This is a genomic window from Bradyrhizobium betae (genome assembly GCF_004123905.1).
Taxonomy (GTDB): domain Bacteria; phylum Pseudomonadota; class Alphaproteobacteria; order Rhizobiales; family Xanthobacteraceae; genus Bradyrhizobium; species Bradyrhizobium betae_A.
Genome location: NZ_MZXW01000021.1, coordinates 139620 through 153127 on the forward strand (window position 1 = coordinate 139620; position 13508 = coordinate 153127).

At 64.1% G+C, this 13508-nt stretch carries 15 protein-coding genes; 6 read left to right on the plus strand and 9 right to left on the minus strand.

Annotated elements, in window-relative coordinates; genetic code table 11:
• Positions 1-97: 97 nt before the first annotated feature.
• Together B5V03_RS18860 and B5V03_RS18865 are read right to left on the minus strand one after the other, a co-directional pair.
• Complete coding sequence (locus tag B5V03_RS18860) at positions 98-367, minus strand: HGGxSTG domain-containing protein (protein WP_129271905.1); 270 nt, start codon at positions 365-367, stop codon at positions 98-100.
• Complete coding sequence (locus B5V03_RS18865; RefSeq protein WP_129271906.1) at positions 364-969, minus strand: hypothetical protein; 606 nt, start codon at positions 967-969, stop codon at positions 364-366. The genes B5V03_RS18860 and B5V03_RS18865 overlap by 4 nt, the downstream gene beginning before the upstream one ends.
• Positions 970-1379: 410 nt before the next feature.
• Here B5V03_RS18865 and B5V03_RS18875 point away from each other — a divergent pair, with 410 nt between their 5' ends.
• Complete coding sequence (locus tag B5V03_RS18875; RefSeq protein ID WP_129271907.1) at positions 1380-2363, plus strand: Bug family tripartite tricarboxylate transporter substrate binding protein; 984 nt, start codon at positions 1380-1382, stop codon at positions 2361-2363.
• A 1-nt stretch (position 2364) separates the two neighbouring features.
• Here the strand turns inward: B5V03_RS18875 and B5V03_RS18880 are convergent, their stop codons facing one another.
• The 4 genes from B5V03_RS18880 to B5V03_RS18895 form a co-directional block, all read right to left on the minus strand.
• A complete protein-coding gene (locus B5V03_RS18880; protein WP_129271908.1) occupies positions 2365-3336 on the minus strand; it encodes a lytic transglycosylase domain-containing protein in 972 nt (323 codons plus the stop codon).
• A gap of 205 nt (positions 3337-3541) precedes the next feature.
• A complete protein-coding gene (locus tag B5V03_RS18885) occupies positions 3542-3817 on the minus strand; it encodes a hypothetical protein (RefSeq protein WP_129271909.1) in 276 nt (91 codons plus the stop codon).
• Between the two features lie 76 nt (positions 3818-3893).
• Positions 3894-4751, minus strand: coding sequence for a VOC family protein (locus tag B5V03_RS18890; protein WP_129271910.1), 858 nt, complete (start codon positions 4749-4751; stop codon positions 3894-3896).
• A gap of 141 nt (positions 4752-4892) precedes the next feature.
• Complete coding sequence (locus tag B5V03_RS18895; protein ID WP_164988118.1) at positions 4893-6083, minus strand: urate hydroxylase PuuD; 1191 nt, start codon at positions 6081-6083, stop codon at positions 4893-4895.
• Positions 6084-6319: 236 nt separating this feature from the next.
• On the opposite strand from B5V03_RS18895, the gene B5V03_RS18900 reads away from it, so the two are divergent.
• Positions 6320-7651 (plus strand): PQQ-dependent sugar dehydrogenase, encoded by a 1332-nt coding sequence (locus B5V03_RS18900; RefSeq protein ID WP_129271912.1) that lies wholly within the window; start codon positions 6320-6322, stop codon positions 7649-7651.
• Between the two features lie 165 nt (positions 7652-7816).
• On the opposite strand, the gene B5V03_RS18905 is transcribed toward B5V03_RS18900, so the two are convergent.
• Genes B5V03_RS18905 through B5V03_RS18915 form a run of 3 tightly spaced genes read right to left on the minus strand, consistent with a single transcriptional unit; the run spans position 7817 to position 9372 of the window.
• Entirely contained in the window at positions 7817-8617 is an 801-nt protein-coding gene (locus tag B5V03_RS18905) for an SDR family NAD(P)-dependent oxidoreductase (RefSeq protein WP_129271913.1), read from the minus strand.
• 1 nt (position 8618) lies between these two features.
• Positions 8619-9173 carry a carboxymuconolactone decarboxylase family protein gene (locus B5V03_RS18910; RefSeq protein WP_129271914.1) on the minus strand — a complete coding sequence of 185 codons (555 nt, stop codon included), beginning with the start codon at positions 9171-9173 and terminating at the stop codon, positions 8619-8621.
• 1 nt (position 9174) lies between these two features.
• A complete protein-coding gene (locus B5V03_RS18915; protein ID WP_245502267.1) occupies positions 9175-9372 on the minus strand; it encodes a hypothetical protein in 198 nt (65 codons plus the stop codon).
• Positions 9373-9602: 230 nt separating this feature from the next.
• Between B5V03_RS18915 and B5V03_RS18920 the strand changes: the two genes are divergently transcribed.
• Genes B5V03_RS18920 through cyoD form a run of 4 tightly spaced genes read left to right on the plus strand, consistent with a single transcriptional unit; the run spans position 9603 to position 13453 of the window.
• On the plus strand, positions 9603-10436 hold the full coding sequence (locus B5V03_RS18920; RefSeq protein WP_129271915.1) for a cytochrome ubiquinol oxidase subunit II: 834 nt from the start codon (positions 9603-9605) through the stop codon (positions 10434-10436).
• Complete coding sequence (gene cyoB, locus B5V03_RS18925; protein WP_129271916.1) at positions 10426-12426, plus strand: cytochrome o ubiquinol oxidase subunit I; 2001 nt, start codon at positions 10426-10428, stop codon at positions 12424-12426. The genes B5V03_RS18920 and cyoB overlap by 11 nt, the downstream gene beginning before the upstream one ends.
• Positions 12426-13067, plus strand: coding sequence for a cytochrome (ubi)quinol oxidase subunit III (locus B5V03_RS18930; protein WP_129271917.1), 642 nt, complete (start codon positions 12426-12428; stop codon positions 13065-13067). The genes cyoB and B5V03_RS18930 overlap by 1 nt, the downstream gene beginning before the upstream one ends.
• Positions 13064-13453 (plus strand): cytochrome o ubiquinol oxidase subunit IV, encoded by a 390-nt coding sequence (gene cyoD / locus B5V03_RS18935; protein WP_129271918.1) that lies wholly within the window; start codon positions 13064-13066, stop codon positions 13451-13453. The genes B5V03_RS18930 and cyoD overlap by 4 nt, the downstream gene beginning before the upstream one ends.
• The last annotated feature ends 55 nt before the right edge of the window (positions 13454-13508 follow it).

Sequence of the window (13508 nt, forward strand, 5' to 3'; positions counted from 1 at the left end):
TGAAGCAGTTCACACGCACGTGCAAATTGTTATGGCCGGCCGGACGGGATGCGAAGCCGATCAAGTCCAGGGAGAGGCGGGAAGGTTCGACGGCCGATCACTTCAATTTCTCCAGCAATTCTTGCGCGTCGCCGAGCAGGACCCGGATTTGATCTCGCTCGGCCGTCGCGTCCCGCGCGAACAGCCCATGCTTCCGGGCATTCCGGTTTCCTTTCGGCGCGCCGCACCTCCGCGCTCCCCCGTGCATACGGCAGCGAGTCTTGCCGATCACCGCCGGCGCGCAGCACGCGCCGCCCTCGCGGGTTTTGGCGCCGCAGCGGGGACTGGCCAGCATCGCCTCCGTGTTGCGGGCGTGCGAGCTGGTCATCGGCCGGCGCCTTGCGTTACCTCCCTCGGCCCCGTCTCCGCAACAAGCACGTTCGCATGCTGGGTGACGTTGCCCACGATCGCCCGTCCGCCGTCCTGCACGGACAGGTTCTTCACCGTGATCGCGCGCTCGTCGCTGTTGCGGTGGCGGCTCAGCGCCTCGACCTGGGCGGCGAAGGTGCGGGTGAGCCGGGTCAATGCGCGTGTGACGCCCTCCTGCTGCGGAAGATTGTCCGTGCAGGCGAGGCGACACGCGCAGCGCATCGCCGCCACGTGAACGGAGGCCATCTGCGACAGCAGCATGGCCTCGATGGAATCCCTCGGCGCGATGCTCCTGATCATCGAGATCATGAAGGCGAGGTTGGTCTCATCGGGGGTCTGTCCGACTGCGCTCGCCTTGGCCAGCTGCCTGAGCAGTCCGTGCAGCGCATCGCGGTCGACGGCGCCGAGCGCTTCGGACAGCAACTGTTCGCCGGCCTGTGGGTCGGGATGGCTGATCGCAATGCGGCGCTTGTAGAATTTGACTCGCGGATTCGCTGCGGGGGCGCTGCGATCGTTTGCCGCAAGCGGTGAGGCGATGTGAAGGCTTGGAACTGTCGTCATGGGCCGTGTCCTTTGTTGCTGGCGCAGGCGCGCGCGACCGTTCGCCGTCGCGCGCGGATGCGGATTTCGGGATGTCGATGAAGGGTTTACGCGCAACAACGCCGGGGCGGCCGTGGCCGCGCAGGGGAGCATGCTTGCTATTGTTGCGATGATGCCATTATGCCCCTGTTTTGCCCGACGAGTCAAATCGTTTTCGTAAAATCCGTAAGCGCTTGATTTTGCAGCGGCGCCCTACTGTGCATGGGGTTGTTTTCGCATTCTTGTTCGCAAGCGAGGCTCTCCTGCCGCACGGCGGAATGCCGGTGGGGAAACGCGATTGCGAAATCCGGCGTGACCGCTAATCATGCGGCCTGCATGCGCCGCACCAACAAACATGCACAAGCAGCGCATCGAGGTCCGGGAGAAAGCGAATGCAACGAACGGCTCGCCTGCTGGCGCTGATTGCCGGATTGTGCGCCTGTGCGCTGGCGACGGAGGCCGCCGCGCAAAAATACCCGACGCGGCCGGTCAAGATCATGGTCGGCTTCAGCGCAGGCGGTCCGGTCGATGTGGTCGCGCGCATCATCGGCGATCGGTTAGGTGCAAAACTCGGACAGCCCTTCGTGGTCGAGAACCGCGCCGGCGCCAACGGTATGATCGCCGCCGAAGGCGTCGCGCATGCGGACGCGGACGGCTACACGATGCTGGCCTGCAACTCGTCCACGATCACGCTCAACAAGACGCTGTTCAAGGACATCCGCTACGACCCGCAAGGCGACTTCGCGCCGCTGACCACCGTCATCTCGGCGCCGCTCGTGCTCGTGGTCAATCCCGAGAATCCCAAGACTGCGAACATCAAGACCCTCGCCGATCTCGTCGCAGCGGCAAGGGCCGCGCCGGGCGAGCTCGCCTACGGCTCCGGCGGCAACGGCAACCTCGCCCATCTCGCCATGGAGCTGTTGAGCCAGCGCGCCGGCATCAAGATGATCCACGTGCCCTATCGCGGCGGCGCGGCCTCCGAGGTCGGCATCCTCGCGCAGGAGGTGCTGGCGGTGTTCGATCCGCTCTCCGCGGTGCCGCTGGTGAAGGGCGGAAAGCTGCGCGCGCTCGCGGTGTCATCGGCCGAGCGGCTGCCGTCGCTGCCAGATGTGCCGACCGTCGCGGAAGCCGGCTATCCCGGCTTCGACCTCTCGTTCTGGGTCGGCTTCTTCATGCCGAAGGCTGTGCCCGCGCCGATCCTCGAGACGTTGCACCGGGAGATCGTCACGGCGGCCAAGGATCCGGCCGTCGCGGAGAAGCTCGGCTCGCAGGGCGTCGTCAACGTGCTCAGCCCGGCCGAGTATGCCGCGAAGATCGCGAAGGAGACAAAGGAGCTCGCTGAGGTCGTGGCCGCCGCGAACATCAAGGCGGAGTGATCTAGCCTGAGGAGCGTTCGCGCGCCGCCATGCGGATGGTGCGCGTTTTCGAAGCCTTCGCGGCGCGGGTCGCGATCATGCCGCGCGCCTTGCCATGGGCCGAGGCGTTCTTGCGGAGCAGGGACACGAACCGCTTGCGCGCTCGGTTGGCCGAGAGACGCGCGGCCAGCTGCTCGGCCTTGCGCATGATGATGACGACCGACGGCGTCAGGTTCACCGGAACCCAGGCCACATCCTTCGTCTTCGACAGGCGGCCGACGCCTTCGCAGGGTGCCTCGCGCGGCAGGTCGATCCGGATCGCGAGCGCCTCGGTGCGTTCGGTCCAGTCCTCTGCTTTGGTGCCGGTGATGATGCGGACATAGTCGCGCGTCTCTCGCGGGAGTTCGCTCTCGCGGGCGAGCCATTTCTGGATGCGGCCGGGCCCTGCGTTGTAGGCGGCCGCGGCGAGGCCGAGATTGCCGAAATCGTCGCGGAGCTTGCGCAAGAACTTTGCCGATGCCGGCAGCGCCTTCATGGCATCGAAGGGATCATCGAGCCCGACCTCGGCGGCCGTCTCAGGCATGAACTGCGCGACGCCCTGCGCGCCGGCGGGGCTGACTTCGTTCGACTTGAACCGGCTCTCCTGCCAGAGCAGACGCGCGAAGAACGGCACGGGAATGCCGCTCTCCTCGGCCGCCATTCTCAGTGCGTGGCAAAATTGCTCGGTCGGTGAAGCCGGGGCCTTGACTGCGGTTTCGACTGTGCGCTCCGGCTCGAACGTCTCCACGTAAGCCGCGCGTGCATTGGCGAGCTCGATGGCTTGCACGCTCGCAAGGAAGAGTTCGACGACGGGAACCAGAGAGGGCGCACGATCGGTCTTGCGATCAGTCTTGGACGTGGCGCGATTGAGGCTTGATGTTTGCAAGGAGGGCGACGAGCCGATGTCGCACATCAGAATCAGAAACGCAGCGCAAGCCGCGACGAGAAATCGCATCTCGGTAAGAGTCCTCGAACTGTGGGGAACAACCAGCGCGGGCGCCGGTGACGAGGACTTCATTAACCGTAATTGCGGCGAAGCTGCGATTCCGCGGAAGGGCAGGTGTTAGTACGGTGTTCCCGCGCGCCGACATGCGAAGTTGATGCCGCGGATCTACGGGGACCGCAGGACATGCCAGCGGTCGTGCGGCAGACTGTGGCGGCTACGCCTTGGGAAAATCCTTGCGCATCGCGATCTCGGCGGCATCGCCGGGCGACAGCACGGTCTGGTCGAAGGCTGGCTGCGGCCTCGTCATGATGTCGTAGAGCGAGATGCCCTTGATGGGCTTGCCCATCAGCTCGCGGACGCAATCGGCGAGTGTACCGTTGTAGACCATATAGGGCGGACCACGGTCCTTCTGTCGCTCGCCCTTCAGCGACGGCCACTTCTTCAGCTCGGCCGGCGCGTCATAGGCGATCGGCGATTCCTCTTTGAACATGCGCTTGGCCCCGACGGCTTGGACTGCGGGAATCCTAGAGCCGCCGGGTAAACACGCGTTAAAGAATTAGTTCAAATCAGCCGGCAATGAAGGCGAGCAGGGTGCCGTTGGCCTTGGCCGGCGGCACGCAGATCGCAGGCCCGCTGCGGACCGCGGCCGAGCCCAGTGCCTTCTCGGTCGCCGTGAGATCGCCGCTGACAAGCACCAGCGCCGCACCGCCGCGCTCGGAGAGACCGGCGAGCGGCACGCCGGGATAGCGCTTGCCGAGCTGGTCCAGCGTCAAATAGACGAAGTCGGCACGATCGCCGCCGGAGGGCACCGTGACCGCGCCATCCGCCTTGGCCTTCGGTTCGCGGTCGATCAGCCGGCCGAGATGCGCCGCGTCCTTCGCGGGCTCAGGCGTTGCGATCAGCGTCTGCTTGATCCGCTTGGCCGCATTGGCGTGCTTCATCAGTTCTGGGATCCACACGGTGTCGCGGGTCTTGTGCTGGCAGGCGAAGATGCGGACGCCGCCGGGTGCTTCCGCGGTCGGCCACATGAAGGTGCGGAATTTGGCCGCCGACACCGTGCCATCGGGCAGCGTCACCGGCCGTTCGAAATCAGTCGGGCCGATCGGCGTCAGGCCGCGCGCGCGAATCTCCTCCGCGCCGGCTGCGCTATCAATCGCGGTGAAGGCGATGCGCTCGATGCCTTCGCCATGCCTGTCGACGAAGGCACGGGCCGGCGCATTGTGCTCTGTTGCCACCAGAACGCCGAGCAGCTCCATATAGTCGGGGTCGAACATGATGGTGTAATTGCCGGTGCCCATATGCGCGCTGTGGGTGCCGCGCGGGGAGAGGGTGAAACCGAGCTGTCGGTAGTTCTCGGCGGCCTTGTCGAGGTCCTTCACCATGACGACGGCGTGGTCGATACCGATGACGTTCTTGAGGGCCACTGTTCTTATCCCCGAATGCAAACTGACTTTGGACCGCGTCTCGCGGCCGCTGATCCTGTCTACGCCGGATAGGCGGTCAAGTCATTTTCAAATCGGCGGGGAAGGCGGAATTTCATTCCGCGAAAGGTAGCCTCGATGGCCTCAGCGAGCCTGCTCGATATAGGCGGCGAGGATGGCGCGCTCCTCGCTGGTCATCTCGGTGATGTTGCCGGGCGGCATTGCCGTGGACCAGGCCGCGACGCGGCCGATCAGTCGGATGTTGCGATGGATGTGCTCGGGCGCATCGAGCAAAATGCCCTTCGGGGCGGTGACGATGCCGGCCCAGACCGGCTCGGCCGCGTGGCACATGCTACAGCGGGACATCACGATCTCCTCGACATTGGCGACCGTGACCGGCGCGGATAGCGCGCCGGACTTCACCTCGCGCGGGCCGGCGGCGGAGAGGAAGAGGATCGCGATCACGCCGATCGCGGCCACGCCCCACACCCACCATGGCGATTTGCGCCCGGCATGGCCCTCGTTGAAGAAGTGGCGGATCACCGGGCCGAGCGCCAGGATGATCGCGACGATGATCCAGTTGAAGCGGGTGGCGTAGAGCAGGGGATAGTGGTTGCTGATCATCAGCACGACCACGGGGAGCGTCAGGTAGTTGTTGTGGACCGAGCGCTCCTTGCTGGTCTTGCCGAGTTTCGGATCGGGCGCCTGCCCTGCAATCAACGCGGCCACGATCTTCTTCTGGTTCGGGATGATCACCGCGAAGACGTTGGCGACCATGATGGTGCCGATCAGCGCGCCGATCTGGTTGAAGGCGCCGCGGCCGCTCAAGACATGCGTGAAGGCATAGGTCAGCGCGACTAGGAAGACATAGCCGCCGATGGCGAAGGGCAGCTCGCGCTGCGCGAGCCCGGTGCGGCAGGCGGCTTCATATAGCAGCCACGCCAGCGCGAGGCTGAAAAAGCTGAACAGCCCGGCCTGAAATGGCGTGAGGTCGAGGATCGACCTGTCGACCAGGAACAGATCGGCCTCGAGATAATAGACCACCACCATCAGCGCGAAGCCGGACAGCCAGGTGGTGTAGGCCTCCCATTTGAACCAGGTCAGCTCGTCCGGCATCTGGCTCGGGGCGACCAGATATTTCATGATCCGGTAGAAGCCGCCGCCATGGACCTGCCAGGCTTCGCCCTGCACGCCGTCAGGCAGATCGCCCTTGGGCTTGAGACTGAGGTCGAGGGCGATGAAATAGAAGGAACTGCCGATCCAGGCGATCGCCGCCACCACGTGCAGCCAGCGGAGCAGCAGGCTCGTCCATTCCGATATGATGGATCCCCACATGATCACCCCATCAATTGCGACACCAAGGCCGCAGCTTTGATAACCGCAACCGGCGGCCACGCCCTTACAATGTGTCGCACCGATCAGCCACATTTTCCAGTATGATGGGTCGCGGCTGATGCACATCGTGCGGGCATGAGCTGACGTGGGATGCGGCAGGCGTTTTGCCTGTTGCAGACCCTTTGTGGGTCGATCGGCGTTGACGCGCGAGACATGCAGTCCGGGAGGACGACGGCGTGAAAAGCAGGATATCGTCCGTTGCGATGGCCGCGGGATTGCTGGTTGCGGCCGCGACCGCTGCGCAGGCCGAGCCGGTGCTACAGGGCAAGGACGCCTACGGCGATTGGCAGGCTGACAAGCCCGGCACGGTCAGATTGATCCGGCCGCAGGATCTGGTCAGGCCCGGCGCCACGAAGTCGGTTGCGAGCTCGTCGCGGGTGGTGCCGCGTCCGCCGGAGGCCGTGCTCCAGGTGCCGGCCGGCTTCAAGATCGAGTTGTTCGCGGAAGGTCTGCGCGCGCCGCGCATCATCAGGGTTGCACCGAACGGCGATGTCTTTGTCGCGGAGACGCGGGGCGGCACCATCCGCGTGTTGCGCGCGGGCGAGGGAGGCAAGGTCGCGACCAGCGAGATGTTCGCCAGCGGCCTGCGGCAACCATTCGGCATCGCCTTCTTCCCGAATGGCGACAATCCGCAATGGGTTTATGTCGCCAACACCGACAGTGTCGTCCGCTTTCCCTATCAGGCCGGCGATCTCAAGGCGCGCGGCAAGGCGGAGACGATCGTGGCGAGCCTGCCGCATGACGGTGGCCATTCCACCCGCGACATCGTCTTCACGCCTGACAACAAGCGCATGCTCGTCTCGGTCGGCTCACTCAGCAATGTCGCTGAGGGCATGGGCACACCGCCGGGCGGGTTGGATAGCTGGTCGAAAGCGCAGCCGCTCGGCGCGACCTGGGCAAGCGAGCTCGAGCGCGCCGCCGTGCTGGCTTTCACGCCTGATGGCAAGGAGCGGAAAATCTACGCCACCGGCATCCGCAATTGCGTTGGCCTTGCGATCCAGCCGCAGACCGGCCTGCCCTGGTGCTCGACCAACGAACGCGACGGCCTCGGCGACGATCTCGTGCCCGACTATGTGACGAGCGTGAAGGAGGGCGCGTTCTATGGCTGGCCGTGGTTTTACATCGGCGGCAACGAAGACCCGCGCCACGCCGGCGCGCGGCCTGATATCAAGGACAAGGTGACGGCGCCTGATGTCCTCATACAGCCGCACTCGGCCTCGCTCGGCATGACGTTCTATCAAGGCGCGCAGTTTCCCTCGGAGTATCAGGGCGACGCTTTCGCCGCCGAGCACGGCTCCTGGAACCGCTCCAAGCGCACCGGCTACAAGGTGATCCGTATCAGGATGAGGGACGGCAAGCCGACGGGCGAGTACGAGGATTTCGTCACGGGGTTCGTGGTGAGCGATACGGAGGTTTGGGGGAGGCCGGTGGGAGTCGCAGTGGCAAAGGATGGATCGCTGCTGGTGTCGGAGGATGGCAACGGGACGATCTGGCGGGTGACGCATTGACGCAGAGCGAGCCTTCTTCGCCTCTCCCCGCTTGCGGGGAGAGGCCGACGCGCGCAGCGCGGCGGGTGAGGGGGACTCTCCGCGAGTCCATCTGTCACCGTCCTTGCGGAGACTCCCCCTCACCCCGACCCTCTCCCCGCAAGCGGGGAGAGGGGGAAGACCGACCTACCCCCGTCTCACACTCGCCCCACCATCCACCGGCAGCGTCACGCCGGTGATGAAATTCGCTTCGTCCGACGCCAGGAACAGCGCGGCATTTGCGACGTCCCAGCCCGTGCCCATCTTCCTGCGCAGCGGTACCTTGCTGTCGCGTTCGGCTTCGACTTCGGCACGGGTCTTGTGCCATTCGCGGGCGCGGGTGTCGACGGCCATCGGCGTGTTCATCAGGCCGGGCAGGATGACGTTGGCGCGGATGCCGTATTCGGCGTTCTGGTAGGCGAGCTGCTCGGTGAAGGCGATCATCGCCGACTTCGTCGCCTTGTAGGCGACGTAAGGGTAGGTGGTGATCGCGGCCATCGAGGAGATGTTGATGATGGCGCCGCTGTTCTGGGCGCGCATGATCGGGATCGCTTCCTTCGCCGCCAGGATGCAGCTCTTCAAGTTGATGGCGACGACGCGGTCGAAGGCCTCCTCGGTGATTTGAAGCAGCTCGGCATCGCCGCCGGAGAGACTAACACCGACATTGTTGTGGAGCACGTCGATCCGGCCCCAGCGCGATTGCGCGTCAGCTACCATCGCCTTGATGTCGGCGGAGCTGGTGACGTCGGCCTTGAAGGCTGCGGCGGTGCCGTTCTTCTCGGCGATCATCGCGACGGTTTCCTGCGCCGACTCCAGATGATGGTCCACGCACAGCACCTTCGCGCCCTCGCGCGCGAAGGTGAGTGCCGTGGCGCGGCCGTTGCCCATGCCTTCGCCGGGGCTCTGGCCGGCGCCGACAACGATCGCAACCTTGTCCTTCAAGCGCATCTCACTTCACTCCCGGGATCGGGTACTGCTGGAGTACCTCTTTGTAATGGGGCTCGTTGTCGATCTTCATGGTGGCGAGCACGCGCACCACGCCGCAATAGAAGGCGATGGTGAGGACGAGGTCGACCATATGCTCGTCGGAAACGTTCTGCTTAATCTCGGCGAAGGTGGCATCCGACATCGCGAGCTCACGCACCATCTCGCGCGCGCCTTTGAGGATCGCCTTGGCGAGCGGATCGAGCTTCGACGGCTTGCCCTCGGTCTCCGCCATCAGGCCGGCAATGTCCTCGTCGGTGACCCCGAACTCCTTGCCGATCTTCACATGATGGGTGAATTCGTATTCCGACTTTTCCATCCAGCCGACCTGGAGGATGGCGAGCTCGCGCAGGCGCGGGTCGAGCTTGCTCTTGAAGCGGATGTAGCCGCCGATGCCGTTGAAGGCGCGCGCCATCTCCGGCGAATTGACCAGCAGCTTGTGCAGATTGGTGTTGCGCTTGAGCATGTCGCGATATTCGGGCGCGACCTGGTCGGCCTCGAGATAGGGCAGGCGGGCCATCTCAGTGTTTCCTCTCGTGTTCTTGGGACTCGCGTTCGGCGGGCTTGGGATCGCGATCGGCCACCAGCACTTTTGCGCCGGTGCGGGCCAATAAAATTGCTGCAGCGCGGCCGTTGCCGATGCCGCCGCCCACCGCGCCTCCGCCGCTGATCAGCGCCACCTTGCCGGCAAGGCGGGCATCGTCCTCAGGGCCCTGCATGTCGTTTCATCCGATATTTTCGTGCAAGTTAGCAATGCGGGGTGGACGTGAGAAGGCCGGTCGTCCCGCGCGGATGTCATTGACATCGCATGGAATTGCATGCCGCCACGCGGCATCGGGCACTTCTGAAAGACGGCTTCCGGAACCGTCGTCATACAACTGCGTTTGTTGCGGGGAGATTTTCGCGTTACGCTTCTCTCGGGGCTTCCCAAATCGCCAGTGGTGTATCGATGAATCTGCTCGATCCACAAGGGCCGGTGGCTGCCGCCAACAGCACCATCCTGGTCGATTCCGTCTTCATCATGCTCGTGATCGTGGTGCCCACGATTTTCGCGATCCTGGCGTTTGCGTTCTGGTTTCGCGCCTCGAATCCAAAGGCGCGTTACCAGCCCGGCTTCGTCTATTCCGGACGCGTCGAGATGGTGGTGTGGGCAATCCCCGCGCTCACCGTGATCCTGCTCGGCGGTGTCGCCTGGATCGGTTCGCACCAGCTCGATCCCGCCGCGCCCGTGCCGGGCACCGGAAGCCCGATGCGGATCCAGGCGGTCTCGCTCGACTGGAAGTGGCTGTTCATCTATCCGGACCAGCGCATCGCCACCGTCAACACGCTGACGGTGCCGGCAGGTGCGGAGCTGAATTTCCAGCTGACCTCGTCGAGCGTGATGAACGTGTTCTTCATCCCGCAGCTCGGCAGCATGATCTACACCATGAACGGCATGGTGACGCGGCTGAACCTGCGCGCTGACAATGAGGGCAAGTTGCAGGGCCTGTCGGCGCATTTCTCCGGCGACGGCTTTCCCGACATGATGTTCGACGTCAACGTGATCTCGCCGCTCGCCTTTCCGGATTGGGTGGTGGCCACGGCGAAAACCGACGCCGTGCTGAACGAGGAGAGCTACAAGAAGCTGATGCAGCAGGGCATCGAGAAAAACAGGCTGACCTTTCGCCTCGACGATCCCCGGCTGTTCGACCTGATCGCGACCCAGCACATTCCGCCAGGACCTGGTCCGGAACTGCTATCCGATGCGGGCCGCCCGCACAGTGGAGGCCACGATGCTCGGTAAGCTCGATTGGTCGGCCATTCCGTTCGACCAGCCCATTCCGCTCATCGCAGGCGCGATCGTGCTGGTTGCGATCCTCGCGGTGCTGATCTGGGTCGTGGTGAAGGGGCATCTACCCTACCTCTGGCATGAATGGATCACCAGCGTCGATCACAAGCGGATCGGCGTCATGTATATCCTGCTGGCCTCGGTGATGCTGCTGCGCGGCGGCAGCGATGCCATCATGATGCGAGTCCAGCAGGCGATCGCCTACCAGTCGAACGGCTTTCTGCCGCCGGAGCATTACAACCAGATCTTCTCGGCCCACGGCACCATCATGATCTTCTTCGTGGCGATGCCGTTCGTGATCGGGCTGATGAACCTCATCGTTCCGCTCCAGCTCGGCGTGCGCGATGTCGCTTTCCCGACGCTCAATTCGGTCGGTTTCTGGCTGACGGCAACAGGCGCATTGCTCGTAAACCTCTCGCTCGTGATCGGCGAGTTCGCGCGCACCGGCTGGCTCGCCTTTCCGCCGCTGTCGGGGCTGTCCTATTCGCCGGGCGTCGGCGTCGACTATTACGCATGGTCTTTGCAGATATCAGGCGTCGGCACGCTGGTGGCCGGCATCAATCTCGTGACGACGGTGCTGAAGCTGCGCACCAAGGGCATGAACTATCTGCGCATGCCGATGTTCTGCTGGACCACGCTGGCCTCCAACCTCCTGATCGTCGCAGCGTTTCCGATCCTCACCGCCACACTCGCGATGCTGCTGCTCGACCGCTATCTCGGCTTCCACTTCTTCACCAACGAGGCCGGCGGCAACGTCATGATGTTCATGAATTTGATCTGGGCCTGGGGACATCCGGAGGTCTACATCCTGGTGCTGCCGGCCTTCGGCATCTTCTCCGAGGTGGTCTCGACCTTCTCCGGCAAGGCGTTGTTCGGCTACCGCTCCATGGTGCTCGCGACCATGGCGATCTGCGTCATCTCCTTCATGGTCTGGCTGCATCATTTCTTCACGATGGGAGCGGGGCCCGACGTCAACGCCATCTTCGGCATCGCCAGCATGATCATCGCGGTTCCGACGGGGGTGAAGATCTACAACTGGCTGTTCACGATGTACGGCGGCCGCATCCGCTTCGCGACGCCGATGTTGTGGGCGGTCGGCTTCATGGTCACCTTCATCATCGGCGGCCTCACGGGCGTACTGGTGGCGGTCCCGCCGGCCGACTTCATGCTTCACAACAGCATGTTCCTGGTGGCGCATTTCCACAACGTCATCATCGGCGGCGTGCTGTTCGGCGCCTTCGCCGGCTTCGAATACTGGTTTCCGAAGGCGTTCGGCTTCCGCCTCGACGAGCGCTGGGGCAAGCTGGCGTTCTGGTTCACTTTCCTGGGCTTCTACGTCACGTTCTTGCCGCTCTACATCGCGGGCATGCTCGGCATGACCCGTCGCCTGCAGCATTACGATGTCGCGGCCTGGCGTCCCTGGATGTTCATTGCAGCGTTTGGCATGCTGATCCTGTCGATTGGGGTGATCTGCCAGATCATGCAGCTCGTCGTCAGCATCCGCAATCGTGAGGCCTTGCGCGACCGTACCGGCGATCCCTGGGACGGCCGCTCGCTGGAATGGGCGACCTCGTCGCCGCCGCCGGTATTCAACTTCGCCTTCCATCCCGACGTGCGTGGCGAGGACGCCTATTGGGACATGAAGAGCCGCGCCCAGCAGCAGTCGCTGGAGCACGAAGCGCCCGAGTATCAGGACATCGAGATGCCCCGGAACTCGCCGACCGGTTTCATCTGCGCGTTCTTCGCCACCATCATGGGCTTTGCGCTGATCTGGCACATCTGGTGGATGGTGATCCTGGGCGGCATCGGCGCATTCGCGACCTTCGTCGTGTTCGCCTGGCGCGACCATGACGAATACGTCATTCCGGCCGCGGAGGTCGCCCGCATCGATCGCGTCAATCTCGAGGAGCGTCGCAGCCTCGTCAGCATGGCGGGAGCGCTCTGATGGCGATGACGGCAACCGTCGGCCACGCCCACGCCGATCCCCATCACATCGGGCTCGTCATCGAGCATCCGGGACCAGCACCGAAGCGGATCGTGACCGCCTACGGCTTCTGGGTGTTCCTGCTCTCCGACATCGTGATGTTCTCCTGCTTCTTCGCGGCCTATGCGGTGCTGTCCGGCCAGACCGCCGGCGGCCCGAAGGGTTCTGAGATCTTCGAGCAGCGGAACGTCGCGATCGAGACGGTCTGCCTGCTGCTGTCGAGCTTCACCTGCGGTATGGCGAGCATTGCCGCCGACGTGCACAACCGCTTCTGGTTCTATCTCGGCATGGCCGTGACCTGCGTGCTCGGGCTCATCTTTCTCGCCATCGAGTTCAACGAGTTCGCCGATCTCATCGCCCGCGGCTATGGCCCGTCACGAAGCGCGTTCCTGTCGTCGTTCTTCTCGCTGGTCGGATGCCACGGCCTGCATGTCTCCGCCGGCGTCTTGTGGCTGCTCACCATGATGGCCCAGGTCTTTGCCAAGGGTTTTCGCGCCGACGTATTGCGGCGGATGATGTGCTTTGCGCTGTTCTGGCACGCGCTCGACATCATCTGGGTCGGGGTGTTCTCCGTCGTCTATTTGCTTGGAGGTAGCGTATGAGCGATCAGGCGCACGTACCGGCCAGCCATGACCTCGCGCCGGGCGATGAGGAACAACACAGTGTCGGCGCGCGTATCGTCGGCTACGTGGTCGGTCTTGCTCTCGCGTTGCTGCTGACGGCGACCTCATTCTTCATCGCCGGCACCGACCTGGTCTGGCAGCCCTCCATCCCCGTCGCGTTGATCGTGCTCGCGATCGCGCAGATGGGCGTCCACCTCGTGTTCTTCCTGCACATCACGACCGGCCCTGACAACACCAACAACGTGCTGGCGCTCGCCTTCGGGCTGCTGGTCGTCTTCCTGGTGGTTGGCGGCACCGTCTGGATCATGGGGCATCTGAACGCGAACATGCCGCCGATGGACCAGATCATGAAGACGCGGATGTAGGGGCGCCCAAAAAAGAAGAGCCGCTTGTTGTGACAAGCGGCCCAAGTCTAGGGAG